The organism is Saccharothrix texasensis (genome assembly GCF_003752005.1).
GTDB classification, from domain to species: domain Bacteria; phylum Actinomycetota; class Actinomycetes; order Mycobacteriales; family Pseudonocardiaceae; genus Actinosynnema; species Actinosynnema texasense.
The window spans coordinates 8,224,572-8,248,768 of sequence record NZ_RJKM01000001.1 but is presented as its reverse complement, the minus strand read 5'-3'; the positions used below and the strand labels follow the sequence as shown (position 1 = coordinate 8,248,768).

The 24,197-nt window shown below is 73.2% G+C and carries 21 protein-coding genes; 12 read left to right on the top strand and 9 right to left on the bottom strand.

The window, feature by feature from the left end; all coding sequences use genetic code 11:
- Positions 1–58: 58 nt before the first annotated feature.
- Both EDD40_RS37060 and EDD40_RS37055 read left to right on the top strand, forming a co-directional pair.
- Entirely contained in the window at positions 59–589 is a 531-nt protein-coding gene (locus EDD40_RS37060) for a hypothetical protein (RefSeq protein ID WP_123747004.1), read from the top strand.
- 29 nt (positions 590–618) lie between these two features.
- Positions 619–2,313: a condensation domain-containing protein gene (locus tag EDD40_RS37055; RefSeq protein ID WP_123747003.1), complete on the top strand. Its 1,695-nt coding sequence runs from the start codon at positions 619–621 to the stop codon at positions 2,311–2,313.
- Positions 2,314–2,424: 111 nt separating this feature from the next.
- Here the strand turns inward: EDD40_RS37055 and EDD40_RS37050 are convergent, their stop codons facing one another.
- From EDD40_RS37050 to EDD40_RS37040, 3 genes are read right to left on the bottom strand one after another with little or no spacing between them, the layout of a single operon-like run.
- Positions 2,425–3,762, bottom strand: coding sequence for a tetratricopeptide repeat protein (locus tag EDD40_RS37050; protein WP_246038160.1), 1,338 nt, complete (start codon positions 3,760–3,762; stop codon positions 2,425–2,427).
- Positions 3,759–5,009, bottom strand: a complete 1,251-nt coding sequence (locus EDD40_RS37045; RefSeq protein WP_123747002.1) for an ATP-binding protein — start codon at positions 5,007–5,009, stop codon at positions 3,759–3,761. The genes EDD40_RS37050 and EDD40_RS37045 overlap by 4 nt, the downstream gene beginning before the upstream one ends.
- Positions 5,006–5,449, bottom strand: coding sequence for a hypothetical protein (locus EDD40_RS37040; RefSeq protein WP_123747001.1), 444 nt, complete (start codon positions 5,447–5,449; stop codon positions 5,006–5,008). The genes EDD40_RS37045 and EDD40_RS37040 overlap by 4 nt, the downstream gene beginning before the upstream one ends.
- A 416-nt stretch (positions 5,450–5,865) precedes the next feature.
- On the opposite strand from EDD40_RS37040, the gene EDD40_RS37035 reads away from it, so the two are divergent.
- Entirely contained in the window at positions 5,866–9,453 is a 3,588-nt protein-coding gene (locus EDD40_RS37035; RefSeq protein WP_123747000.1) for an nSTAND1 domain-containing NTPase, read from the top strand.
- Between the two features lie 141 nt (positions 9,454–9,594).
- Positions 9,595–9,819, top strand: a complete 225-nt coding sequence (locus tag EDD40_RS37030) for a hypothetical protein (RefSeq protein WP_123746999.1) — start codon at positions 9,595–9,597, stop codon at positions 9,817–9,819.
- Positions 9,820–9,876: 57 nt separating this feature from the next.
- Here EDD40_RS37030 and EDD40_RS37025 read toward each other — a convergent pair whose 3' ends face one another.
- Entirely contained in the window at positions 9,877–11,457 is a 1,581-nt protein-coding gene (locus EDD40_RS37025) for an extracellular solute-binding protein (RefSeq protein ID WP_148089040.1), read from the bottom strand.
- Positions 11,458–11,805: 348 nt separating this feature from the next.
- On the opposite strand from EDD40_RS37025, the gene EDD40_RS37020 reads away from it, so the two are divergent.
- Genes EDD40_RS37020 through EDD40_RS37005 form a run of 4 tightly spaced genes read left to right on the top strand, consistent with a single transcriptional unit; the run spans position 11,806 to position 14,883 of the window.
- A complete protein-coding gene (locus tag EDD40_RS37020; RefSeq protein ID WP_123746997.1) occupies positions 11,806–12,342 on the top strand; it encodes an EF-hand domain-containing protein in 537 nt (178 codons plus the stop codon).
- Positions 12,339–13,433, top strand: a complete 1,095-nt coding sequence (locus tag EDD40_RS37015; protein WP_123746996.1) for an isocitrate/isopropylmalate family dehydrogenase — start codon at positions 12,339–12,341, stop codon at positions 13,431–13,433. Before EDD40_RS37020 ends, EDD40_RS37015 begins: the two co-directional genes overlap by 4 nt.
- Positions 13,430–14,059 carry a cysteine hydrolase family protein gene (locus EDD40_RS37010; RefSeq protein WP_123746995.1) on the top strand — a complete coding sequence of 210 codons (630 nt, stop codon included), beginning with the start codon at positions 13,430–13,432 and terminating at the stop codon, positions 14,057–14,059. The genes EDD40_RS37015 and EDD40_RS37010 overlap by 4 nt, the downstream gene beginning before the upstream one ends.
- On the top strand, positions 14,035–14,883 hold the full coding sequence (locus EDD40_RS37005) for an SAM-dependent methyltransferase (protein ID WP_246038157.1): 849 nt from the start codon (positions 14,035–14,037) through the stop codon (positions 14,881–14,883). Before EDD40_RS37010 ends, EDD40_RS37005 begins: the two co-directional genes overlap by 25 nt.
- Before the next feature lie 70 nt (positions 14,884–14,953).
- Here the strand turns inward: EDD40_RS37005 and EDD40_RS37000 are convergent, their stop codons facing one another.
- Both EDD40_RS37000 and EDD40_RS36995 read right to left on the bottom strand, forming a co-directional pair.
- Positions 14,954–15,994, bottom strand: coding sequence for an NAD-dependent epimerase/dehydratase family protein (locus tag EDD40_RS37000; protein WP_170185342.1), 1,041 nt, complete (start codon positions 15,992–15,994; stop codon positions 14,954–14,956).
- Positions 15,995–16,069: 75 nt separating this feature from the next.
- Positions 16,070–16,738, bottom strand: coding sequence for a DUF1990 family protein (locus EDD40_RS36995; protein WP_123746993.1), 669 nt, complete (start codon positions 16,736–16,738; stop codon positions 16,070–16,072).
- Between the two features lie 147 nt (positions 16,739–16,885).
- Here EDD40_RS36995 and EDD40_RS36990 point away from each other — a divergent pair, with 147 nt between their 5' ends.
- On the top strand, positions 16,886–17,278 hold the full coding sequence (locus EDD40_RS36990; RefSeq protein ID WP_123746992.1) for an OsmC family protein: 393 nt from the start codon (positions 16,886–16,888) through the stop codon (positions 17,276–17,278).
- Positions 17,279–17,299: 21 nt separating this feature from the next.
- On the opposite strand, the gene EDD40_RS36985 is transcribed toward EDD40_RS36990, so the two are convergent.
- Entirely contained in the window at positions 17,300–17,797 is a 498-nt protein-coding gene (locus EDD40_RS36985; RefSeq protein WP_123746991.1) for a MarR family winged helix-turn-helix transcriptional regulator, read from the bottom strand.
- 171 nt (positions 17,798–17,968) lie between these two features.
- Between EDD40_RS36985 and EDD40_RS36980 the strand changes: the two genes are divergently transcribed.
- Both EDD40_RS36980 and EDD40_RS44525 read left to right on the top strand, forming a co-directional pair.
- On the top strand, positions 17,969–18,913 hold the full coding sequence (locus EDD40_RS36980; protein WP_123746990.1) for an NADP-dependent oxidoreductase: 945 nt from the start codon (positions 17,969–17,971) through the stop codon (positions 18,911–18,913).
- A 182-nt stretch (positions 18,914–19,095) separates the two neighbouring features.
- Positions 19,096–20,829, top strand: a complete 1,734-nt coding sequence (locus EDD40_RS44525) for a PKD domain-containing protein (protein WP_123746989.1) — start codon at positions 19,096–19,098, stop codon at positions 20,827–20,829.
- On the opposite strand, the gene EDD40_RS36970 is transcribed toward EDD40_RS44525, so the two are convergent.
- Positions 20,793–21,887, bottom strand: a complete 1,095-nt coding sequence (locus tag EDD40_RS36970) for a hypothetical protein (RefSeq protein ID WP_170184876.1) — start codon at positions 21,885–21,887, stop codon at positions 20,793–20,795. The two genes, EDD40_RS44525 and EDD40_RS36970, sit on opposite strands and share 37 nt — an antisense overlap.
- A 205-nt stretch (positions 21,888–22,092) precedes the next feature.
- Between EDD40_RS36970 and EDD40_RS36965 the strand changes: the two genes are divergently transcribed.
- Entirely contained in the window at positions 22,093–22,686 is a 594-nt protein-coding gene (locus EDD40_RS36965; protein WP_211348324.1) for a BBE domain-containing protein, read from the top strand.
- A 30-nt stretch (positions 22,687–22,716) separates the two neighbouring features.
- Here the strand turns inward: EDD40_RS36965 and EDD40_RS36960 are convergent, their stop codons facing one another.
- Positions 22,717–24,000 (bottom strand): FAD-dependent monooxygenase, encoded by a 1,284-nt coding sequence (locus EDD40_RS36960; RefSeq protein ID WP_170185341.1) that lies wholly within the window; start codon positions 23,998–24,000, stop codon positions 22,717–22,719.
- Positions 24,001–24,197: the final 197 nt, after the last annotated feature.

The window sequence follows — 24,197 nt, the reverse complement described above, 5'->3', positions numbered from 1 at the left end:
CCGTTCGCCGAACCGGCGCTCTGGACCGCGCTCGCGTCGGGACCGCAGAATGTGCGGCATGGCGACGACCGCGCTGGACCCGGTGGCCGGTATCGGCGCGCCGCCGGCCCCGGCTGCCGTCCCGCCACCCGGCGGTGGCGCGCCGAGCTGCGCCGAGCCGGCCGAGCAGGTCGCAACAGCGTTGCGGCACAACGACAAGACCGTCGTCCTGGGCACGGGCGACCGCCACCGGTCCGCGCTGCCGGCCTGTCTCGCCGCACTGCGGTTGGGCCACCCGGCCGCATCCCTTCCCTCGACCGCCGAGGTGCGGTCCGCCCGGTCGGCGGGGGCGGTGCGGCGGCGCGGTGGCCGGTTCTTCGCGCTGCGCGGGCAGACCGGGGCGACGTCCCGGATGGCCGTGCTCGCCCGGACCGTCCCCGGCGAGCGCGCGGTGCGCCACCCGTGGGCCAGGTGTGGTGCCGGGCCAGGCGTCCTGCCGGGCGGGCCTGGTTCGGGGCTCCGAAGTGGACCTGCCGGGCACCGGGCGGCGGCGGGCGGGCTCGACCCCGTCCGGCCGCGGGTGGACGGCCTGCGGGCGGCACTGCGGTGAACGCACCCACCCGGCCCCGCAGACGACGGGTGCGCCTGACCACCGTGCGCTCGGAGGCGGTCGAGTTCGCCGGTCTGGCCCACCGCGAAGGATCGCTGACCCTCGGGCAGCTGAACATCGTGCGCTGGCTGATGCGGACCCCGGACCACTTCCACGCCACCCTGCCCGTGGACGTGCCGGTGCCCCGAGGCGTTCACGTGCCGGACGTGACCGCGGCCGTGGCCGTCCTGGTCGCCCGTCACGAGGGGCTGCGCACCTCGTACTCGGGCCGCGAGGACCCCCGGCAGACCGTGGCGGCCTCCGGGGTGGTCCCGGTGGTCGTCTGCTCCCTCGGCGAAGGCACGTGGGGCGAACCCGACCAGCCCGCGGTCGCGTCGGCGCTCCTGCGTTGGCTGCGGGACACCCCGGACGGCACGCGGCCCGCGGCGCGCCTGGTGGTGGCGGTGGCCCCGGAGCAGGACGACCTGGTGGTCGCGTGCGCCGCCGAGTTCTCCCACATGGCCGTGGACCGGGCGGCGATCGAGGTGCTCAAGCACGAGTTCCGGGAACTGACCGCCACCCCGTCCCTCCGCGAGGTCGGCCCACCGCGCCGCCAACCGCTGGACCAGGCCGAGATCGAGGCCACCCCGCTGGAACGGCGCCGGGCACGGGCGGCGCTCGCGCACCTGGGCTCGTTGTCCCGCCGCACCCCCCGCTCGCTGTACCTGCTCCCCGGCGCCACCGCCACCGGCGAGTCGGCGGCGGTGGAGATGTCGTCACCGGCGGCGGGACGGGCGCTGCGCCGGATCGCCGCCCGGACCAGGGCGAGCCGCTCCAGCATCGTCCTGGCGGCGATCAGCGCCGTCCTGGCGCACCGCACCGGCTACCGGGAGCTGATCCTGCCCCTGCTGTCGGGCAACCGCTTCGACCGCGCCCTGACCGGGTACGTCGGCACCCTCGCCCAGGGCTGCCTGGCCGCCGTGGACGTGGCGGACCACGACTTCGACACCCTGGTCAGGCACACCTGGACGGCCGTCCTGGAGGCCAGCAGGCACGGCCGGTACGACGCCGCGGCCCGCGCGGCGTCGGACGACCGGACGGCGCACGACCGCGGCCTGGTGTTCGACTACGACCCGTTGTTCAACAGCACGGTGCCGGAGTCGTGGTTCGGCCCCAACACCCCCTTCGCCCGCCGAGCGCCCGCGCCCGCCACGTCCGGCGAGACGACGATCCGCTGGCGCTCGACCCCCCGCAACGGCACGCCGCTGCGCTTCGGCCTGACCAGCGTCGAACCCGACCTGGTGCTGGACGTCTGGACCGCCGACACCGGCCTGGTCCCGCGCGAGGAGGTCGAGTCCCTGCTCGCGGCGGTGCAACGCCTGCTCCTCGCCGCGGCCCGCGCGGACCTGACCCCGGCGCGGCAGCGGGAAGCGATCGCCCTGCCGCCCATCGCCCGCCCCGACACCTGGCACTTCGTGGACAACTGCTGGGTGGACCTGACCGAGGTGCAGGCACTGCTGGACGACGCCCTGGCACCGTCCACCAGCCGAGTCCTGCCCGCCGAGCACGGCATCCCCCTGGTGGCGCACCTGACCGCCACCCCGGAGATCCGCACGCCGGAGGAGGCGCACCTCCGCTGCCTGGCCGCGCTCCCCCGCTACCCCGCGGCGCTGGCACCACGCCACTACGTGCTCCACGGTTCGGCTCTCACCGACCCGCCGCTGACCTCCGGCACCGGCCGCTAGGAGCGGACTCACTCGGACCGGACGGCCGCCGATCGACAGGACCGCGGCGCGCACCGGCGCGGGAGGAACGGTTCCGGTCATGCACCGCGGCCCCTGTGGGGAGGACGCCCGTCAAGGACGTCCCGGGGGCAGCACGGGGTCGGTCGGCGAAACCTCGGTCCGGCGGGGCGCCGGCCGCGGGTCCCGACCGCCGAAGTCGGCCACCCGGTCCCAGATCCAGTCGGCCATCGACTCGGCGACGGGCTTGTCGGGTTGCCCGGGTCGACGCTCGACCAGCGCCCCGAGCGCGACGACGACCAGGTACGCCCCGGCGTCGTCGGTCATCACCTGTTCCCAGACCTCGTTCTCGGGCCATTCGGGGTGCGCTGCCGGATCGGCCTCGATCTCCGCGCCCAGGGCGATGATCTCGGCCGCGGACATCAGGCGGAACGGCCCGGCCGTCCCCCAGGCGGCGCCGGTGCCGGGCCGCTGGCCGTCGTGCCAGGCCACCAGGTCCTCCGCGGCCACGGAGCCGAGCTGGTCGCTCCCGGGCACGTCGGAGATCGCGACCCCCGGCCGGAGGGTGGCGCGCAGGTCGGCGGGCATCACGTCGTCCAACGCCGCCAGCGCGGAAGCCAGGTCGGTGCCGAGCACCTGGTCGCGGAGTTGCCGCCACCCCAGCTCGATCACCCCGCTGCGGCGGATGTCCTCCAGCGTGATGTCCTGGGTGTGCGCCTTGTCGACGATCCTCAGCATCGTCCGGGCCGTGCCCACCAGGTCCTGGAGCAGGTCTTCGGTCGGGTTCTCGCGCAGCAGCCGCAGACCGAGCTGTTCGGCGTCGGTGAACCGGTACTGCACCAGGTAGGACCAGCCGAGCATGAGCGCGACCCACGAGTTCGCCGCATCGGCCCGGATGGCCTCCTCGGCGGCGGGGACGAACCGGTCGGGTGGCGCGAAGCTCCCCAGCAGGTACGCCGCGCGTTTCCCGAGCGCCTTGGGCAGTTCGTCCGGCGCCGTCCGGGAGCACAGCGCCACCGCCTCGTCGAGTTGGCGCCACCCGTCCTCGTGCTCCCCGCAGAGCGCCTGGGCGTGGCCCAGCTCCATCCAGTCGCCCCACTCCTCGTGGTCCTCGCCCAGCACCGTGCGCGCCCAGCTCAGCGCCTCGGCGTGGTCGTGCTCGGCCACCGCCAGGTGTCGGAGGGCACGGGCCGCGTTGACGAACTGGTGGTCGCGGCGACCGGCCACCTGGAGGTAGAGGCGGCGCGCTTCGCCGGCCTCGCCGCACACCTCGCGGTGGTTGGCGAGCAACAGCGACACGCTGCTCCGCTCCGGCTGGGCGGCGAGCACCCGTGAGGCCAGCTCGGCGACCTTGGGGTGCGCCGGCTGTGCCGCGAAGAGCTCCCAGGCCAGGTCCAGGGTGCGCTCCACGGCGTCGTGGTCGTCGGCGGCCGCGTGGCCGGGGTTCCTCATCGCATGCCTCGCTTGACCCGGTACGCCCGGAGTTGGTCGAAGGTGCCGTCGTCGACGCCGTACTCCAGCACCGGCGCCACCTGGTCGAACCAGGACGTCGTGGACGGGGTGACGCCGCCGACCGCGGCCAGCAGCGCGTCGGTGGTGACCGGCACCAGCTCGCCGCTGCTCATCGACTCGACCATGGCCTGTTGCAGCACGGTGGTCGTCAAGTGGCCGAGGTCGGCGCCGGAGAACCCCTCCGTGGCCGCCGCGACGGTGACGGCGTCCACGCCGTCGGTCGGTTTGCCCTCCAGCGCGCCCTGCACGATCGCCGCCCTGGCGACCGCGTCCGGCGGCAGCACCAGCACCGTCTTGTCGATCCGGCCCGGTCGGCGCAGCGCGGAGTCGATGTCCCACGGCCGGTTCGTGGCGGCCAGGAAGTAGACCCCGTCGTTCACGCCGGTCACGCCGTCGAGCTCCTCCAGCAGCTGGGTGACGAGCATCCGCATCGTCTGCGACCCGCCGCCGCCGGAGGTGCGCCGCCCGCCGAGCGCGTCGAACTCGTCGAAGAAGATCACGCACGGCGCTGCCGCGCGGGCGTCGCGGAACACGCTCTGGATCGCCTTCTCGCTCTCCCCGAGCCACCTGCTGAGCAGGTCCGCGAGGGTGACGTGGATGAAGGACGCGCCGAGATCGCCGGCGATCGCCCTGGCGATGAACGTCTTGCCGCACCCGGGTGGGCCGTACATCAGCAGCGACCCGCCCGGTTTCTGCCCGAACGCCGCCGCCAGCTCGGGGTTGCGCAGCGGCGCCAGGAACGCGGTGTCCAGGTGCCGCTTGACCTCGGCGAGACCCACGACGTCGGCCAGCGTCACCGCCGGGCGTTCGGCGTCCCACAGCGACGCCGGCGTGGCGCGGCCGCCGTCCTGGCGGTCCCCGCGGGTCGGGGTCGGGACCTGGTCCGGCGCGCTTCCGCCGGACCGCGCCCCCGGTGCGGGGGACGCCGCCGGGGGCGGGGTCTCGGCGGGCGGCGACGGGTTCGAGGTTCGCATCCGCGACGCCATCAGCCGGGCGCGCAGCAGGCGGACCCGGGCCGGGTCACCGCCGAGCGCCTCGAACGCCGTCAGCTCGGTGGCGGCGCGGTCCGGGTCCCGCTCCAGCAGCAGCGTGATGAAGTCCTCGCGCAACGCCAGGTTGGCGGGGTCGGCCTCCACCTCGCGCGCGATCACCTCGACGAAGCTGTCGTCCGGGTCGGCGCCGCTCACTGCCCGGCCCCCTGGACCCAAGCCTTGAGCAGACCGAGGTTCCCCAGCGGGATGTAGTGACCGAGCCGCGGGTGGTCCAGGGTCACCCCGAAGACGCCGGTCTTGCCGAACGAGGCGACGTAGTCGACCGCCGCCGGCATCGGCACGCTGAACAAGGACGCCGAGCCGCTGTCCGCGTCGACCAGTCCGAGGGCGCGGCCGGCTTCACCCGCCCGTGCGGCGCTGCTGTAGAGGCAGATCATCGGCCCCTGCTCGGCGGCCACGGCGTAGGGACGGGGCCGGTCCGCCGGGCCCCGCGCGATGAAGAACCACTGCTCCAACGCGGTCACCTGCCGCCACAGCGCGATCTGCGCCGTGGTGTCTCCCGCGGGCGCCGCCCTGACCGCCGCGTCGAGGCGGTCCAGCTCGGCGACCACCTCGGGGTCGTTGTCTCTGGTCATCGGGTTCTCTCTCGTCTGCTCGGCTGTCCACAGTGGCGGGCACGGCCCTGAACGCGCGCACCCGTCCGGTTCCCAGACCAGAGACAACCACGTCGGCGCACCCGGGGCGTCGTCGGAGACGATGATGTCCTGCCCACCTCGGCCGTCGTGATGATGCCGCCACCGTCCGTGACGGCGAGGGTGGTCGGCACGGAGCCGGACGGATCGCCCGCCGACAGCCGACCTCGACCTCGCGCCCGCCAAGCTAACCGAGCGACGAACGCACCACATCGGTCGTTCGCACCACACCGACCGAACCGTCACCTCGCACGCCGGCCACGACATCCGAGTCGTACCCGAACGGGTTGCACGACGGCGTACTTGTGCGGATCGGAACGGAAACGTCGAAGTCATACTGGCCCCTCGGGGGTGGGCGGGTGGAACTCGAAGGTGACGGGGCGCAGGTCTCGCAGGCGGCGTGGGCGTCCGGCGGTGGCAGCGTCAACCAGGTGGGGCGCGACCAGCACGTCCACCTGGGTGACGGCGCGGGTGAGCGGGTGCGGACGTTCGGGCCCGTGGTCGGCGAGTGCCCCTACCCGGGCCTCGCGGCGTTCGAGGCCGAGCAGGCCGACTGGTTCTTCGGTCGGGACGCGGTGGTCGCCGACCTCGTCGGCTTGGTCGACCGGCGCAGCCGCGAGGGCGGCATCCAGGTGGTGATCGCCCCGTCCGGCGCGGGCAAGTCCTCGCTGCTCCGGGCCGGGTTGGCGCCGAGGCTGGCGCGGGCCGCCCTGCCGGGGTCGGACCGGTGGCGGGTGGTCGTGACCACGCCCACGGCGGAACCCTCGGTGGAACCGGGTGACGGCGAAGGCCGCGTCGTGCTCGTCGTGGACCAGTTCGAGGAGCTGTTCACGCTGTGCGCCGACGAGGACAGGCGCAAGGCCTACGTCGACCGGCTCGCCGAGCTGGCCGCGGACCCGGCGCGGGCCCTCGTGGTGCTCGGCGTGCGGGCCGACTTCCACGCGGCCTGCGCCGACTACCCGCCGTTGCGCGCGGCGCTGCAGGACGCACCCCTGGTCGTCGGCCCGATGAACCGGGCGGAACTGCGGGAGACGATCGTCATGCCCGCCCGCCTGGCCGGCCTGGACATCGAGGCCGGCCTGGTCGACCTCCTGCTCACCGACCTCGGTGCGACGTCCGGCTACGAGGCCGGGCGGCTGCCGCTGCTCGCCCACGCCCTGCGCGCGTGCTGGCAGCAGCGCAACGGGTCCACGCTCACCGTCCAGGGCTACCGCGACTCGGGCGGCATCCAGCACGCCCTCGCGACCACCGCCGACGCCACCTTCGCCTCGCTCGACGAAGACGGGCAACGCCTGGCGCGCACGGTGTTCCTGCGGCTCGTCCGGGTCGGCGACGGCACCGACGACACCCGGCGCCGCGTGCCGCTGCGGGACCTGCCCGCCGCGGTGGTGGACGCCTTCACCAGAGCCCGCCTCCTCACCAACGACCGCGACACCGTCGAGATCACCCACGAGGCGCTGCTGCGCGACTGGCCGCTGCTGCGCCGGTGGATCGACGACGACCGCGCCGGGCGCCTCGTCCACCAGGCGATCGAGGAGTCCGCCGCCGAGTGGGAGCGCGGCGGTCGGCACGACGCCTCGCTGCTGTACCGGGGCAGCCGGTTGGAGCTGGCACGGTCGTGGGCGTCCTCGGACGACCTCAGCGGCACGGGCCGCGCGTTCCTCCTCGCCTCCGAGGGCGCCCGGCGGCGGGCGACCTCGCGGCGACGGGTCGCCCGCGCGGCCCTCGTCGGGCTCAGCGTCGCGGCGTCGACCGCGGCCGCCGTCGCCTACCAGCAGCAGGGGAAGGCCGTGGAGCAGCGCGACGTCGCGGTCTACCACCGGGTCCTGGCGGAGGCCGACCAGCTCCGCGGCACGGACGCCTCCCTGTCGGCGCAGCTGTCCCTGCTGGCGCACCGGATGCGCCCCGACGAGGAGACCTACACCCGGCTGCTCACCGCCGGCCAGGTGCCGCTGCACACGAGGCTGACCGGCCACACCGAGAACATCAACCAGCTCGCGATCACCGCCGACGGGCGGACGGTCGCGTCGATCGGGGCCGATTCGACCGTGCGGCTGTGGAACCTCGCCGACCCGCACCACCCCGTGCCGCTCGCCGAACCGCTGCCACTGCCCGACATCGGGTGGGCCGTCGCGTTCAGCCCCGACGGCCGGGTGCTCGCGACCACCGACTCGGAGTCCGCGCGGCTGTGGGACGTGTCCGACCCGACGCGCCCGGCGGCCCTCGCGCCCCTGGACGGCCACGACGACGCGGTGTTCACCACGGCGTTCAGCCCGGACGGCCGGGTCCTGGCCACCGGCGGGCTGGACCGGACGGTCCGGCTGTGGGACGTCGCCGACCCGACGCGCCCCTCGCTGATCGGAGAGCCGTTGACGCAGGACGGCGGCGTGGCGGCGATGGCGTTCAGCCCCGACGGCCGCACCCTGGTCACGGCACAGGGCCCGGTGCAGAACTCCCGCGACCAAACCGTGCGGCTGTGGAACGTCGCCGACCCCGCCCACGTGGCGCCGTCGTCGACCCCGCTGGTCACCGGTCACGTCAACCCCGTGCTGTCCCTGGCGTTCACCCCGGACGGCCGCACGCTCGCGACCGGCAGCGCGGACTCCACCACGCGGTTGTGGAACGTCGCCGACCCCGCGCGGCCCGCGTACGTGAACCAGTTGCTCAGCGGCACAGCCCGGATGATCATGGGGTTGCGGTTCAGCCCCGACGGGCGGGTCCTCGCGACCGCCGCCGGCGACGCGACCACGCAGCTGTGGAGCGTGGCCGAGCCGGCCCGCCCGGCCGCGCTCGGACCGCCCCTCAGCGGCCACAGCGGCCCTGTGTCGTCGGTGGTGTTCGGTCCAAGCGGTTCGACCCTGGTCACCGCGGGCTACGACCACTCGGTCGAGGTGTGGGACCTGCCGGGCACGTGGCTCACCGGGCACACGTCGTCGGTGAACGCGATCGCCTACCGGCCGGACGGTGACGTGTTCGCCACGGGTTCGGCCGACACGACGGTGCGGCTCTGGCGGGCGGGCGACCCGCCCCGCGAACTGGGCCCGCGGTTGACCGGGCACACCGCGAACGTCACCGCGGTGGCGTTCAGCCCGGACGGGCGCACCCTCGCCGCGGTCGGGAACGACCAGACGCTGCGGCTGTGGAACGTCACCGACCCGGCGAGCCCGACCGTGCTCGGCCGCCCGTGGAAGGTGCACGACGCGGCGGTGACGGATGTGGCGTTCAGCCCGGACGGGCGGGTCCTCGCGACGTCCGGCGGCGATGCGACCGTGCGGCTGTGGAGCATCACCGACCCGGCCCGCCCCACCCGGCTGGCCGAGCCGCTGACCGGTTTCTCCCTCCAGGTGCAGGCGGTGGCGTTCAGCCCGGACGGGCGCACCCTCGCCGCGGGCGGGGTGGACCGCACCGTCCTGCTGTGGAACGTCGCCGACCCCGCCCACCCCACTCCCGTGCACACGCTCACCGGTCACACCGGGACCGTCTACAGCGTCGAGTTCAGCCCGGACGGGCGGACGCTCGCCTCGGGCGGCGCGGACTCCGCGGTTCGGCTGTGGGACGTCGCCGCGCCCGAGCGCGCCACGGCGATCGGCGGCCCGATCACCGGCCACACGACGCTGGTGACCGCCCTGGCGTTCAGCCCGGACGGCCGCCGGCTCGCCACCGCCGGAGGTGACGCGACCGTGCGGCTGTGGGACGTCGCGGACCCGGCGCGCGTCTCGGCCGTCGGTCGCCCGCTGGGCGGCCAGTCCAACGCCGCGTACGGGGTCGCGTTCAGCCCGGACGGCCATACGCTGGCGAGCGGCAGTTACGACTACGCGGTTCGCGTGTGGTCGCTCGACGTGGACCGCAACATCGACCGCATCTGCGGCGCGACGAGCGGCGCGCTGACCGAGGAGGCGTGGCGGCGCTACGTCGGCGCGGACCTCGCGTACGCCCCGCCCTGCTGACCGCGTCCGGCCCACGCGTGGCGCCCTGAGCCCGGATGGGGGTGCGTAGTGCCGACGTCCTGTCGGCACACGTTCGGCTGATGTCCGCGGGGGCCGGCACTGCTTATCTTCAAGCCCCAGGTCACCACGTCGGAGGTCTTCATGCCACGTCGCCTGCTCGCCTTCGCGATCACCCTGGCCGCGGCCGTGCTCGTCGCCCCACCCGCGCACGCCGCGGGCTTCGAGGTCAACGGCTACTGGACCGACGAGTCCGAGTGCGTGGCGTGGAAGCAGTCGGTCATCGACGAGGGCTGGGCCGAGGTCTACCCGTACGGGGTCTACTGCCTGCACGACGCGCAGGGCTACTACTCCATGGCGAAGTACTGAGGCGACGGCGTTGATCGACGCGCACCGACCTCCGCACCTGACCGGCGCCGAGCGGTGTCAGCGGGTGCCGACGCACCGCCACGCGTCCGCCGCTTGCTTGGCGAAGTCCGGTTCCAGCTCGCCGCCCGCGTTCAGGGCTCGGCCGATGCCCCGGCGGAACGTGCGGCTGAACTCGGTGTAGCAGCCGGTGATCGGCCGCGGTCGGGCCCGCTCGACCGCTACGCGGAGCTGCTGGCTGAAGGGGCGCTTCGCGATGCCGTACGCGGACTGGCGGGTCGGCGCGAACCCGCCGAGCTCCGACAGGATCAGCTGGCTGGAAGGGCTGGTGAGGAACTCGATCAGCGCCTGGGCGGCGCGCGGCTTGTCCGAGGCCGCGGAGATCGCCAGGTTCTGCCCGCCGAGCACGCTCGCCGTGGTGGGGGCCACGACCTTGAACGGCACCCGGTCGCCGATGTCGTCCCGCGCGACGGGCCAGTTGCGCATGTAGGGCGTTCGGCCCGAGGCGAAGACCTCGACCGCCGAGCCGTCCGTCGTCTGCCCGGCGTCGTGGGTCACCAGCTCGGGGTTCTTCGACGCGGCGGCGAGCTTCTCGATGCCCCTGAGGTCCTCCGGCGTGAAGTCGATCGAACCGTCGGGCGTGAGCAGCAGCTGCCCGTTGGGGCCGACGACTTCGCCCCCGGCGGCCCAGATGGCCTCGAGCGCGGTGATCGTGAGCATCTCCTCGTCGGCGAGCTGCGCGGCGTTCGCGGCCTCGATCTTCGGGGACGCGTTCTTCGCCGCGGCGAACGGGACCAGCGCCGAAGACCCGAAGTAGGCGTCCCACGACTCGGGTGCGGGGACGTCCGGCAGGTCGGACCGGTAGAACAGCAGGCCCGCGTCGGTGTTGAACGGCAGCGCCCACAGCTTCTCCTCCCACTTGCACGTGGCGAGCACGTTGGGCAGGAAGTCGCTCAACTGGGTCTCGGAAAGCCTCGGGTGGACCAGTTCCCGGAGGTAGTCCTGCTCGGCGAACTCGGCCATCCACACCAGGTCGAGCACGTAGATGTCCGCCCGGTGCGGCCCGCCCGGTCTGACGTCGTTCACCATCCGCTCGTGCTGCTGGTCGGTCTCGCCCGAGGCGAAGTCGAACTCGGCCGGGTTCTGCGGGTGCAGCCGGTTCCACTGCTCGAGCAGCAGCGTCCGGGGGTCGTTCGGGTTGGGCACGAACGCCGTCATGATCCGCAACCTGCCCGGCTCCAGGTCCGTCGACTCCGGCCGGATGACCACCCCGCCCGCGACGAGCGCGGCCACGGCGAGCAGCACCCAGAACGCCCGCAAGGGCGGGCGCAGGGTGCGCCAGAGCCATCCGGTGAGGTCGACGAACCCGATGTTGGCCTGGTCCGGGTCGCGCCACACCTTGCCGACGACCGCCGGCACCAGGTTGATGCCGACGCTGGAGAGCACCAGCACCAGGCCGATCGGCAACCACCGCAACACGGACCCGGTGCCGGCGGGCCCGTCCGCCGACGCGACCGACTGGAGCGACAGCGCCGTGAGACCGACGACGACCAGCAAGTAGACGACGATCACGACGAACCGGTAGCGCGGGCTCCACCGCCGCACCTCGGGCCGGTCAGGCTGCCGAGTTCCGTCCTCCACGACCCCACCTCTCGCACGGCGCGCTCAACCTCTATCACCGCCCGTGCCGGGTGTCGCCCTCAAAGTGCGGCTTTCCCCGTGCACGCCCGTCCAGGGTTCGCTCGGCCTCGACGATGTCCCTTTTCTTGCGGACAACACCGTCTATCGCCAATTTCCGCTGCGGGCGGGACTGCTGCGTTCGAGAGAATTCCAAGTGGTGCCGGCAATTCACACTTTCCAGTGAACACGCGAATCGTTCGACCGGGCAGGCGCAGCCTCCGACATCATGGGGACACCGCCATCGGACACGCTGGCGGGTCGATGGCGCGATTCCAGGTCGCGTCGTCATCCTCGACGGAAGCAGGAAACATGAACCATCCTCAGGCGGCGCTGAGTCGGGTCGACCTCGTCTTCACGTTGTTCGACGCCAACGGTTCCGGTGAGATCGAGGCGAACGACTTCGAGGTCATGGCCCACCGGGTGGTCGAGGCGGCGCCGCAGTCCGACGCGGCGGCGAAGGAGGCGATGACCGCGGCGTTCCACCGCTACTGGAAGACCCTCGCCGAGGAATTGGACGACGACCGCAACGGCCGCATCGACCGGGAGGAGTTCGAGGACAGCGTGTTGTCGCCCGAGCGGTTCGACTCCACGATCGACGAGTTCGCCCGGTCGTTGGCCGCGTTGAGCGACCCGGACGGTGACGGCCTGATCGAGCGGCCGGTGTTCACCGCGCTGATGTCCGCCATCGGGTTCGAACGGCAGAACATCGACGCGCTCTTCGCCGCGCTGGAGCCGGACCAGGACGACCGGATCTCCGTGTCGGACTGGGTGGACAGCATCAAGGACTTCTACCGACCGGACGCGGCCGGCATCCCGGGCGACCACCTGGTCCCGAGCGCCGGATGACGGCGCAGGTCGGGCTCGCCGTGGGCCGGGGCACCGGCCCCGAGTTAGCGGACGTCTTCGAACGGGTGGTGAACCGGTTGGGGCAGCTGCACGGCGTCGCGCCGGCCATCACCCGCTCACCCCGGGTCTACCACTCCTACTTCTCGCTGCGCGCCGAAGCCGACGGGATCGCGGACGCGCGCCGGTTGACCGAGGACGACGCCGGGCACTACGAGCGGTTCTGCCGGTCGCTGGCCCGGCGGGGCGGCGCCGCGGTGTTCCGCACGGCCGTCAACGCGCAGTCGCTGTACCTGGTCAGGCAGCGGCTGCGGGCGGTGAAGGTCGACGTGATCTCGGCGCCCGGCTCGTCGCCCGACGCGGCGCTGCTGCTCGTCCGGGACGAAGCCCAGGGCTTCTACACCGGGGAGAACCGGCACACGCCGGGGGTGCTCACCCGCACGATGCAGTTCAGCCGAGAGATCACCGACGACGTCATCGCCCACGCGCTGGCGCAGGGGTGGCGGCAGTGGCCGGACGGCGGGGCCGACCGGATCGTCATGGCTTACAAGCACCACCTGCTCGACGGCGCGTTCGACGACTGGGTGCACGCCGCGGCCGAACGCCACCGGGTGCGGATCGAGCTGAACCAACCCGACACCGTGAACAGGAACCTGATCCAGCACGGGTTGCCGAGGCGGACGGTCGTCGTGGCCGGCAACGAGTGGGGCGACATCATGCACGTCGTCCTGCTGGACCGCTACGGCGGGGACAAGCAGGAGAACCGCTGCTCCGAGAACGTCTACCTGCACCCCGAGCTGGCCGGGTTGGTGGAGTACCAGACCGTGCACGGTTCCGCCGACGACTTGGCCGGTCGCGACACCGTCAACCCGGTGGCCACCGTGCGGGCCGCGGCGGCCGTCGTCGAACGGCACTGCGACGGCGCGGGCGCGATCGAGGCGGCGGAACGGGCGCTCGCCGCCGTGACCGCCCGCGGCGTGCTCACCCCCGACCTCGGCGGGCGGCACTCGACCACGGCCGTGGTCGACGCGCTGCTCGCCGAACTGCCCCCCGGGCGCGTCGGGCGGCCGGCGAGGCTGGAGGCGGGTTCGTGACCCGGACGGCGTTGGTCGTCGTGGACCTGCAGAACGACTTCTGCACCGGGCCGGTCGCCACTGCCAGGTACCGCAAGGACCCCGCACACCTGGACGCGGTCACGACCAACGCCGCCCGCGCGGTCGACCTGGCGCGGGAGCGCGGCACCGAGGTGGTGTTCGTCCGCTTCGCCGGCGACGTCGAGCACCAGGGCCCGAGCTGGCGTCGGCGCAACGAACGCGGCGGTCGGGCGCCGACGTGCCGCGAAGGCACCTGGGGCGCGCGGTTCCACAAGGTCGCCCCGGCGCCGGGCGAGCTCGTGGTCACCAAGCACGCGTGCTTCGACGCGTTCCTGACCGACGGCTTCGAGCACCACCTGCGGCGGCGGCGCATCGAGCACCTGGTGTTCGCCGGCGTGTACGCGGACGTGTGCGTGGACTCGACCGCCCGCACGGCCTTCCAGAAGGGCTGGCACATCACGCTCCTGGTCGACAGCACCACCAGCCTGGTGCAGCGCGACGAGGACACCGTGCGGTTCATGGCCGACCTGTACGGGGCCCGCACCACCACCCACGACCGCCCCGACACGTGGTGCGATCCCGCCGGACGAGAGGACGAACGGTGCTCGGTGAGGGCGTCGCGCTGACCGCGCTCATGGTCGCGGCCGCCCGCGCGATCGAGACGCACCGCCCGGACTCCCTGGCCCGCGACGACTACGCGGAGCACTTCGTGCGGGCCGCGCCGGCGTCCGCGAGCTGGCCCGTGCACCCGCGTGACGTCCCGGACGGTGACGCGAACCCGCTGTGGGGCAGGCTCGCCCGCTACTTCGGGCTGCGCACCAGGATGCTGGACGACGTCGTGCTCGGCGCGGGCAACCGCCAGGCCGTGCTGCTCGGCGCCGGCCTGGACACCAGGGCCTTCCGCCTCGACTGGCCGCCCGGCTCCGTCGTCTTCGAACTCGACCAGGCCCCGGTGCTGGCCTTCAAGCAACGGGTCCTGGACGGCCTCGGCGCACACCCGCGCGCCACCCGCCACCCGGTGACCGCCGACCTGCGCGACGACTGGGCGCGGCTCTTACCCGGGTTCCGGCCGGAGGAACCCACCACCTGGCTGGCCGAAGGCCTGCTGCTGTACCTGCCCGGCGACGCCGAACGCCGGCTGATCGACACCGTGGACCGCCTGTCCGCACCCGGCAGCACCTTGGCCTACGAGGTCAAACTGGTCCGGGAGCACCCCGCGGTCCGCCACAACCCGGTCTACACGTCGACCAAGACCCAGACCGGCATCGACCTGCTCGCCCTGTTCGACGACGATCCCCGCCCCGACTCGGCCGCCACCCTCGCCGCCCGCGGCTGGACCACCCGGGTCCGCACCCCGTTCGACTTCACCCGCCGGCACGGACGCGGGCCACTGCCCGAACCCCACGACACCCTGGCCGCCAACCGCTGGGTCACCGCCACGAAGACCTGACCCCCCGTGGCTGCCGACGCCCTCGCCGCCCGCCTCGGACATCGGCCGACCCACCGCCCTGGTGCCGTCGTCAGGTCAACGCGTCGGCGCGCTCGTCGTCGCGGAGCCGGTCGCGGCGCAGGGCCGGGGTCGGGCCGGGGGTGGCGTCGGCCAGGCCGGTGAGCTGCTCGCGGGCGCAGTCGGTGCTGCTCACGCGTGGCGTCCAGGCCAGTTCGGTGCGGGCTCTCGTGGTGTCGATCAGAGGTGAGCAGGTGCCCACGTCGAACCAGCCCGGTGACATGCCGATCGCCCGCAGCCGCCACAGCACTCCCACGCCGGCCCGCATCACCGTTCCCGGCACCGGCACGGCGTGGGCGCCCGCCACCCGCGCCAGGTCGGCCGCGGTCAACGTGTCCGCGGCGAGGTTGAACGCGCCCGTGGCGCGGCGGCGCAGGATGCGCACGACCGCGTCGCCCACGTCGTCGGCGTGCACCAGCTGCACCCGCATCGCCGCCGGCAGCGGCAGCAGCGGCACCCGGCCGTCGTCGAGCAGCCGGATCAGCCACCGCGGCACCAGGGGGTCGAAGAACAGCGCCAGGAAACTGGCCGAGGCGGAGCCTTGCGCGACCAGGGTCGGCCGCACCACGGCGACCGCGATGTCCGGGTTCTCCCGCGCGAAGCGGTCCACGGCCGCCTCGACCTCCGCCTTGCCCGCGCCGTACACCGAGCCCGGCACACCGGTGGTCGGCCACGTCTCCGCCACCGGCCGGTCGCCCGCGGGCCGGTAAGCGGCGATGGACGAGGCGTGCACGACGTGCGGCACACCGCCCCGCCGGGCGGCGTCCAGCACCGCCGCGGTGCCCTTGTGGTTCGTGCGGTGCAGCCGCACACCCCGCCGGACCGGCTGGAACATCCACGCCAGGTGCACCACGGCGTCCGCGCCGACCATGACCCGGTCGAGCACGTCGCGCGCGCCCTCCTCCCCCAGGTCGCACGCCTGCCACGTCACGCCTTCGAACACCCCGTCCGCGGGCGGCCGGCGGCACACGCCCACGACCCGGTGGTCCGGGCTGTCCGCGGCCAGGGCGCGCAGCAGGCCGGTGCCCACGTTGCCCGATGCTCCGGTGATCACGACTTTCACGACACGTCCCCGTCCGATCGGACCGTTCCGGTCGGCTTGGACTACCCGTCGGACGACACCGCAACCTCACCCCAGCGGATCGGGCAGGCTCACCCCCCGACCGGGGGATCGCTCCACTGTGGCCGGTGCGACGGCCACCGGGTCGTGGAGCAGGCGCCGCAACCGCTGCCCCGCCCGCCGGTAGAACCGCAACTGCACGCGCCGCCCGAACCACCGCCATCCCCACCGCATCCACCACGGCGCACGCGGGTGCAATTGCGAGTGGCTTCGCGCGACGAACTCGACCTCGCCGGTGGCGTGGTGCTTGACCAACGCGTAGTCCACCCGGCCCCGCTCCAGGTGCCCTTCCAGCGTCTCGTACCCCCAGCCCCACAGCGTCCGCTCCGCGGTGGTCTCCTCCCGCACGCCGGTCACCCGCACGCCCATCAGGAACCGCACCCCCGGCAGTCGCGCCTCCAGCAGCATGTCGCGACCGGACAGCTCCGAACCGGGTTCGTAGTACGCGCGGACGATCTCGGGCGGGCTGAACTCGTAGGCCGCGACCAGGGGCTTGGCCCGCCACCACACCCCGCCCTCGACCGGCGGCCCGACCGCCTCCCGCCCCAGCAGGTGGCGGTGCACGTCGAACGTCCACTCCGGACGCCGCACCTCCGCCGGGTCGTAGTTGAGCCCACGACGCCGGAGTCGCCGCAGCAACACCCCCACGTCCACCCGACCCGACCGGACCACCCGCACGACGACTCCAACCTCTCGGGACCTCCCGTCGAGTACCCGAACGCGCGCCGCGAACACGGCAGGGTGGTCCGACGGCTCCCGCGGTTGACCGGCGAGTGGCGGGTTATCCGTCGGCGACGATTCGCGAACAGGCTGGGGACGACGGACATGACGAAGCTCTACAGCACCGCGGCGGTGTCCCGGGACGGCCGCGTGGAGGTCGACGACGCCGAGGGCACCGCACTGGCCGTCACCCAGCCGGTCGAACTGGGTGGCAGCGGGCACGGCTGGGACCCGGAACGCCTCTTCGCCGCAGCCCTGGCCACCTGCCTGCACCAGAGCCTGGTGCTGACCGCGTCATCCGGAGGGCACGACACGGAAGGGAGCGCGGTGCGCGCGGAGGTGTCGCTGAGCGCGCACGGCGCCCAGCGGTACGACCTCGACGCCCGCCTGGTCGTGGAGCTGCCGAACGTCACCGATGACGCGCAGCGACGCACCCTGGTGGACCGGGCGGCGCAGCACTGCCCCCTGGCCAACGGCTGGGAGGTGTCCGTCAGGTGACCGCGTCCCGGTGCGGCGACGTCAGCCCTTGCGGCGGCGAGGCGCGGCCGAACGCGGCGGAGTGGATCGCATGTGGTCGCGCACCGGCGCCAGCAGGGCGGCGAGCTTGGTGACGTCGGCCCGGGAGAGCGGTTCGAACAGCAGGCTGCTGACGACCTCGACGTGGCCGGGCAGCACGGCCGCGAGCAGCGCGCGTCCGGCGTCGGTGATGGTGACCGTGACGCTCCGCTCGTCGTCGGCGGACGGCGTGCGCTCGACCAGGCCCGCCTTCTCCAGCAGCGCCACCTGGTAGGTCAGGCCGCTGCGGCTGTAGACGACGCCGTCGGCCAGGTCGGTCATGCGGTGGCTGCCCGTGGGCGAGTCACCGAGCCGCGCCAGCAGCTGGAACTGCACGTAGCTCAGCTCGCCGGCCTCCTTCAGCTGCTGCTCGACCGCGTGGCGCAGCAGGCTGGTCACCTCGACGAGGTCGAAGTACGCGCCGAGCTGGACGGGGTCGAGCGACGGCGGCGAGTCGGCCATGCCACCAGTCTACTGCTTCGAATTCGAAGGACCATCGGTCGCCCGCCGGGCGTGCCATCGGGGCCGCCCCGTGCCGGACGTGCCGCACATCACTTTGCTTCGAATTCGAAGCAGTTCTATGCTCAGGTCCAGATGCTTCGACTTCGAAGCACATGGTGAAGGAGAGCAGCCGTGAAGGCAGTCCGCTTCCACGAGTTCGGCGGCCCCGAGGTCCTGCGCCACGAGGACGTCGAGCAGCCGGTCCCCGCGGCCGGCGAGGTCCTGGTCCGCGTCACGGCCACGACGTTCAACCCCGTCGAGGGCAACATCCGCCTGGGCGTCATGCGGGGCCCGATCCCGGTCGACCTGCCGCACACCCCCGGCCTCGACGTCGCCGGCACGGTCCACGCGCTCGGCGGAGGCGTCGAGGGCCTCGCGGTCGGTGACGAGGTGATCGGTTTCCTGCCGATGACCAAGCCCGGCGCGGCGGCCGACTACGTCCTCGCGCCGGCGACCGCCCTGGCCCCGGCGCCCGAGAGCATCCCGCTGGCCGACGCCGCCGCGTTGCCGGTGGTGGGCCTCACCGCCTACCAGGCGCTCTTCGACCACGGTCGGCTGGAGGCCGGGCAGCGCGTGCTGGTCAACGGCGCGGGCGGACCGGTCGGCGGCTACGCCGTCCAGCTGGCGAAGCGGGCCGGTGCGCACGTGATCGCCACGGCCGGCCCGCGCAGCGCCGAGGCCGTGCGGACCGCCGGCGCCGACGAGGTCGTCGACCACACCACCACCAGCGTGCTGTCCGCGGTGACCGAGCAGGTCGACCTGGTGCTCAACCTCGCGCCCGTCGACCCGGCGGTCCTGGCCGAGCTGGTCACGGTGGTCCGTCCCGGCGGAGTCGTCGTCAACACGACCGTCTGGATGCCCGCGCCGACCGACGAGGACCGCGACGTGCGCGGCATCGACCTCTACGTCCGCAGTGACGCCGAGCAGCTGGCGAAGCTCGTCACGCTGGTCGACTCCGGCGACCTGCGGGTCGACGTGGCCCGGCGGGTGCCGCTGACCGAGCTGCCGGCGATCCACGCCCAGGCCGCGTCGGGCGCGGTCCGCGGCAAAGTCGTCTTCCTCGTCTCCCACGCCTGACACCCCGCTCCGGGACCGTGCCACTCGACGGGCCTCGACCGACTACACCCACCGCCGCCCGACCGGCGCACCCGGTTGCCCGGTACCCGGTCGCGCTGGAGGTGCCTCGCTCATACTGACGCCGGTCCCGCGGCAGGGATGCCCGAGCCGCCCCCGCCGCGGCGTTCGCGGTTCTCGCCGCAGTGACGCCGGCGCCGACGGCGCAGGCCGCGGCGACCACGCTGCACGTGTGCGACATCGCGACGTGCACCGACGCCGGTGACGGCAGCGCGACCACGCCGTTCTGCACCGTGCAGGCGGCGGCCGACGTGGTCGAACCCGGCCAGGTCGTCGACATCACCGGCACGCAGGACGAGACCGTGACCATCACCCGGTCCGGGACCGCCGACGCGCCGATCGTGTTCGAAGGCGGCGCCGTGCGGCGGCCGACGGGCAGCACCGCTCCGACGATCACGGCGACCAGCGAGTCCCTGCTGACCACCGCCCGCTCCTGGCCGCTCGTGGTCGTGCCCGCCGGCGGGACGTTGAACCCAGGCCTGACCGTGAGCAGGCGGGGCGGCATGACGGTGGTGTTCGACGCGGACCCCGGCGGCAGTCCGCGGAACATCGCCGCCACCACCTTCGACTTCGGTGACGGCAAGACCGAGACCGTGACCGGCGAGGTGTCCCAGCACCGGTACGACCTGGCCGGCACGTACCAGGTCCGGGCCACCGCCACCGACGCCGGCGGCAACACCGCGACCACGACCACGAGCGTCGCCACGCTCGGCTCCGGCTACGTCAAGCACGGACCGACCCGCTTCCTCGACACCAGGACCGGTGTCGGCGCGCCCGTCCGGAAGGTCGCGCCGTACAGCACCGTGCGGCTCGCGGTCGGTGGCCGCCACGGGGTTCCGGCCGACGTGACGGCGGTGGCCATGAACCTCACCGTCACCGGCACGACGGTCGACGGGTACCTCACCGCCCACCCCTCCGGGCAGGCGAGGCTCACCGCGTCCGTGGTGGACTTCCGGGCCAGCGGGACCGTGCCCGGGCTGACGACCGTCGCGGTCGGTGCCGGCCACGTCGACCTGTTCAACGGCAGTCCCGGCACCGTCGACCTGATCTCCGACGTCACCGGCTACTTCGCGAAGGCCGCGACCGCCGAGGGCTTCACCCCCGTCCACCCGAGCCGGCTGCTCGACACGCGCAACGGCCTCGGCGCGGTGTCACCCCGACCTGTCGTGGCGGGCGAGACGTTCACCCAGCGGGTCGCCGGCCACTACACCGGTGACGTGCCCGGCCAGGCGACCGCGGCGCTGCTCACCGTCGTCGTGGTCGGCCCCCGCGCACCGGGGCACCTGACGGTCCACCCCTCCGGCACGGCCAACCCGCAGACGTCGAGCCTCAACTACTCGGCGAGGCCGACCACCACGAACTCGGTGATCGTCCCCTCGGCGGACGGCCACATCAACCTGTACGCGAACGCGACCACGGACGTGGTCATCGACGTCATCGGCTACTTCGCCCGGTTCGGCAAGAGCTACCTCGTGCCCGTGTCACCGATCCGCGCGGTCGACACCCGCGGCGGCATCGGCGGTCCGGACGGAGCGCCGCCGGGCAGGTCGAACACCCAGTACACCCTGGACCAGGGTGCGCCGAAGCTCGACTTCGGCCCCACCGCGGTGATCTTCAACGCGAAGGTCGTGAACCCCCGGCGCGGTGACCAACAACCTCGCCGTCACCGAGCAGGTGACGGCCGGGTTCTACAACGGGAGCGACGGCAGCCTGGACCTCGTGGTCGACGTGACCGGCTACTTCTACGAGCACTGACCCGCCGGCGCGGAGCAGCCACGTCGACCTTCCCCACCGGTCGCGCAGCCAGGTCCCCGACACGGGTTCAGCCGGATCGCCCACCATCCGGCGCACTGCCGTAGAAGCGCACGTCGCCGTAGATGATCCCCGCCTGCACGGCATTCCCGACAGAACCGTCGACGTTGTTTCGCACACCGGACCCGGCACCCGGCGGGAGCCGCTGCCCGGCCGCCTCCGCGTAGTCGGACAAGCGCTCCCGCACTTCACCCAAGTAGACCAAGCCCAGCTCCAGATGAGCGGAGCCGAGAGCTACCCGGTCGATCTTCGGAATCTTGCAGATGCGAGCCCCTTTCGTCTGGAATTCGAACCCCTGTGCCGTCTCGTCACCCAGACCGCGCCTCAACAAGGCGGCGGTGGCATCGTGCCAAACCCCTGCCTCCTTCAGCGCCACATCACCTCTTCTCAACCCGCACCGCACAGAGTGTCCCGCCTCGACCTGAGCGTCGAGGTCGGCCCTGAACAGGCGCTCGAGCACGCCACCTCGGAGCCGTGCGTACCGGGGCGGTCGCATCTCGGACACCGGACGGGCCACGGAGCCTCTCGACAACCTCTCCGCGAGCCCGCGGAGCTTCAGGTGGATTCGCTTGACCTCCTTCTCGAGTTCACCACCCCCGTAGAGGTTGTCCGGTTGCACCGGGTACATCGCCAACCCGATGACCTCGTTGAAGCCGATCTCGATGTCCGCCAGGGTTCGACCGAATAGAGCGCGGGAAGTGCAGAGCCCGTCATGGGGAGCGGAACGGTGCCGGTGATCCTTGCAGCTCCACGCGCTCCACTCCGCCCGCAACTCGTGCAGCCTGGACACGACATCTTCAAGAGCAGAACGAAGCTCTGGACGGGCATGGCCGGCAGCTTCTCCGACGTCGGACGCGACGCCTCTTCGGTAGCGGTGATCGGCGTGGCGGAAATCGCCCCCACCGGGAGAGCCGTACTGCCACGCCATGCCCAACCAGGGAGCGATCGTCGCGGCCAGGTCATGAGCCTCTTGACCCTGTTCGGCCATCCGCGCACGCGCTTCCCGCCCTTGACGGTTGATCGCAGCCCTGGCCTCTTTGCTGCTCACAGTCCTGAGCCGCGCGCGCTCCACACGATCCTGGCGTTGCGCCGCCTTGCGCTTCACCGTTCGATTATGGCGCAGCGGGATCAGCCAGTGGACTTTTCACGACGGTCGGCGGTCGGCGGGCCACGGGTGGGTGAGTCGCAGCCCTGGGTCCCGGTACTCGCTTCGGGGTGCTCTCGCCAGTTCGGCCACCAGGTCGCCGTCGTTCCTCCGTGGTGGTGAAGGCGCCGCACGGCTCACCCGCGCTCCGCGCAGGTCGCGGGCGGTGGGTCGCGAAGTCGTGGGCGATCACCTGGCAGAGCCGGTCGATCGCCTGCTCCACCGGTTGAAGGCCACCCTGGGCGACGGGTTCGGCACCTCCGGCGTGAACCGCACCAAGTCGGCGGACGCGTTCCTGAGCCGGGCGTGGACCGACCAGCAGGTCGCGGCCTGCTACCGGTACCTGGCGGACGGGCGGCAGACGGGCATCGGCGCGGTGTTCCTCTACTCGTACGGGGGCAGGATCAACACCGTGCCGCCGTACGAGACGGCCGTGCCGCAGCGCGACTCGGTCCTGCGCGCCTGGCTCACCTCGTTCTGGGCCGCCCGGGAGCAGGACGCCGACCAGCCGGCGTGGGTCCGCGAGTTCTACCGCGACCTCTACGCCACCACCGGCGGTGTGCCCGTGCCCGACACCGCGACCGACGGCGTGGGCGTCGACTTCCCGGACGTGGACCTCGCCGACCCGCGCTGGAACACCTCGGGCGTGCCGTGGCGCACGTTGTACTTCAAGACCGACTACCCCCGCCTGCAACGGGTCAAGGCCCGCTGGGACCCGCGCGACGTCTTCCACCACGCCCTGTCGATCAGGTCACCGTGACGGCCGGGCACCGCGGGCCGATCGGCGGGGTCAGCCGGTGGTGGAGCCGAACGGCGTGCCGGCGTTGACCGCGGCCACGTCGAAGCCGCAGATCTCCGCGTACCCGTCGATCAGCTCTCGCAGCTCGCGCCGCGAGAACGGCGGCGACTGCTCGTCGAAGCCGCCCGGCGCCGCCCGGTGCGCCAGGTTGACCACGGCCTCCGGGCCGTACTCCCGGTTGGCGCGCTGGATGCGGGTCACCGCCGGGCGGCGCAGCCGGTCGTAGGCGATCAGGGCTGCGGCCGGGTCGTCGGCGGCGGCGGCCAGGTGGTGGGCCATCGCGCGGGCGTCGAGCACCGACTGGGTGGCGCCGTTGGACCCCATCGGCACCATGGCGTGCGCCGCGTCGCCCACGAGCGTCGCGGTGCCCACCGACCAGCTGTCCAGGGGGTCGATGTCGGCCATCGGGTACTCCAGGACCTGGTCGCTGCCGCGGATCAGGTCCACCACGTCGACGTCGGCGAAGCGCCAGCCGGCGAGCTGGTCGACGAACACCGACGCGGGCACCGGCTGGTTCCAGTCCACGATGCCTTCGGCGTCTCGCGGGGTGGGGGCGACCACCGCCCAGTTCACCACCGCGGCGCCGCCAGGTGCGGCCGCCGTCAGCGGGTACACGACGGCCTTGCGCTCCTCGTCACCCCCGACGAGCATGGTGCGCCCGCCGGAGAACGGGGCGCGGTCCGCGGTGCCCCGGTAGATGGGCAGCCCCATCCGCCTGCGCGGTCCGGGGTGGTCGGGGTGGAGAAGTTCCCGCACCGCGGACCGGATGCCGTCCGCGCCGATCAGCACGTCGGTCTCCCACACTTCACGCGCGCCCGATGGCCCTGCGGTGACCACCCGCCACCGCCCGTCGGCGCGCCGGTCGAGGTCCACGACCCGCAGGCCGGTCGTGACGGCCCCGGCGCCGAGCCGCGCGCGCACGGCATCGAGCAGCACCGCCTGCAACGGCCCGCGGTGGATCGACAGCTGCGGCCAGCGGTACCCCGCCTCCGCACCGCGCGGCTCGCGCAGGATCAAGTCGCCGCCGCGGTGGTAGTAGCGCAGCTCGGCGGTGGACACCGAGACCCGGGACAGCTCCTCCAGCAGGCCGAGCGCGTCCAGTTCGCGCACCGCGTTGGGCAGCACGTTGAGCCCCGCCCCGACCGGCCGCAACCGCACCGCGGCGTCGATCACCCGGACCTCTCGCCACCCGACCGCGTGCAGGCTCAACGCAGTCGTCAACCCGGCGATCCCCGCTCCCACGACCAGCACCCCGACCACCGGACGCCTCCTCACCTCTCCCTGGTTCCTACCACCGATCACGGGGCGTTGTCGTGGGGGGAGGTGACTCGCGGGGCGGCTCCTCCACGACCCCGCGGACCGGTTCAGGTTCGCTGCCCTGTTCGGGTCGGCGGACCGGCGCGTTCTTCAACCGACCCGCGTGGTGAGCCTGGGACCGCCGCCACCGTCGCGCGAGTCGCGCGACGGTGGCG